This window comes from Mesorhizobium sp. M7A.F.Ca.MR.362.00.0.0, assembly GCF_004023175.1.
Taxonomy (GTDB): domain Bacteria; phylum Pseudomonadota; class Alphaproteobacteria; order Rhizobiales; family Rhizobiaceae; genus Mesorhizobium.
The window spans coordinates 1-1,494 of the sequence record NZ_RZTF01000723.1 but is presented as its reverse complement, the minus strand read 5'-3'; the positions used below and the strand labels follow the sequence as shown (position 1 = coordinate 1,494).

The window sequence follows — 1,494 nt, the reverse complement described above, 5'->3', positions numbered from 1 at the left end:
CCGTCACTATACGGGGAGAAGTGCCCGGCAGGGCGATGAGGGGCGGCGCCGACTTCGACAATTGTTCGTTTGGAACGACCACCCCGAGCCGCGCTATCGCCCCGCTGATCACTTTACTTCTCTCCATCCTCTTCCTCATCCTGCCGGCACTCACCGCGCGGGCCATGGATATCCAGTCCGTCACCTCGCCAAAGGGCATCACCGCCTGGCTGGTCGAGGACTATTCCGTGCCGGTTGTCGCCATCCGCTTCGTCTTCGGCGGCGGCTCGACGCAGGATCCGGTCGGCAAGGAAGGGCTGGCCAATCTGATGACCGGCCTGTTCGACGAAGGCGCCGGCCCGCTCGACAGTGAAGACTTCCAGATCAAGCTCGACGATGCCGGCGCCGAGATGAGCTTCGACGAGAGCCGCGACGGCATCTACGGCTCGATGCGCATGCTGGCCGAGCAGCGCGACCAGGCCTTCGACCTGTTGCGGCTGGCGGTCAACGAGCCGCGCTTCGACCAGCTGCCGATCGACCGCATCCGCTCCCAGATCCTGTCCGGCATCGTCGCCGGCGAAAACGATCCCGACACGGTGGCGCAGAACAAATGGGCGCGCGCCCTCTATGGCGATCATCCCTATTCCCGCTCCGACCAGGGCACCAAGGAAAGCATCACCACCATCACGCGCGATGATCTCAATGCCTTGCACAAAGCGGTCTTCGCTCGCGGCGGCCTGCGTGTCGCCGTGGTCGGCGCCATCGACGCGGAGACGCTGAAGAAGAAGCTCGACATGGTGTTTGGCGACCTGCCGCAAAACCAGGCGCTCAGGCCGGTGGCCGATATCGACCCGAAGCTGGCGCAGCATATCGAGGTCGACTACGACCTGCCGCAGACCTCCCTGCAGCTCGCTTTTCCCGGCGTGAAACGCAAGGCGGCGGATTTCTTCCCCGCCGTGCTGATGAACGAGATTCTTGGCGGCGGCACCTTCACCTCGCGCCTGTTCCAGGAGGTGCGCGAGAAGCGCGGGCTGGCCTACAGCGTCAACTCCTCGCTCATCAACCAGGACCACGCCAGCGCGCTGATCGTCAGCACCGGCACCCGCTCCGACCGTGCGTCCGAAACGCTCGGCATCATCCGCGACGTGGTCAAGCGACTGGCCGAAGAAGGCCCGACCGAAGCGGAACTGGCGGCCACCAAGAAATACATGATCGGCGCCTACGCCATCAACAATCTGGACTCGTCCAGCGCCATCGCCTCGACGCTGGTCGAGTTGCAGCTCGACGATCTCGGCATCGACTACATGCAGCGCCGCGCCGGCTACATCAACGCGGTGACGCTCGATCAGGTCAAGGCGGCGGCGAAGAAGCTGCTGACCGCCGAGCCGACCATCATGGTCATCGGCCCGAAACTGGCCGGAGCCGGCAAGGGATGAGCCCCGGCACGCATTTCTCTTTTCCGGACGCCGGCGCCGCCCCTCATCGCCCTGCCGGGCACTTCTCCCCGTATGGTAA

1 protein-coding gene is annotated in these 1,494 nt (G+C 64.8%); it reads left to right on the top strand.

The window, feature by feature from the left end; all coding sequences use genetic code 11:
- The first annotated feature begins 8 nt into the window (after positions 1-8).
- Complete coding sequence (locus EOC06_RS37145; RefSeq protein WP_245470427.1) at positions 9-1,415, top strand: pitrilysin family protein; 1,407 nt, start codon at positions 9-11, stop codon at positions 1,413-1,415.
- The last annotated feature ends 79 nt before the right edge of the window (positions 1,416-1,494 follow it).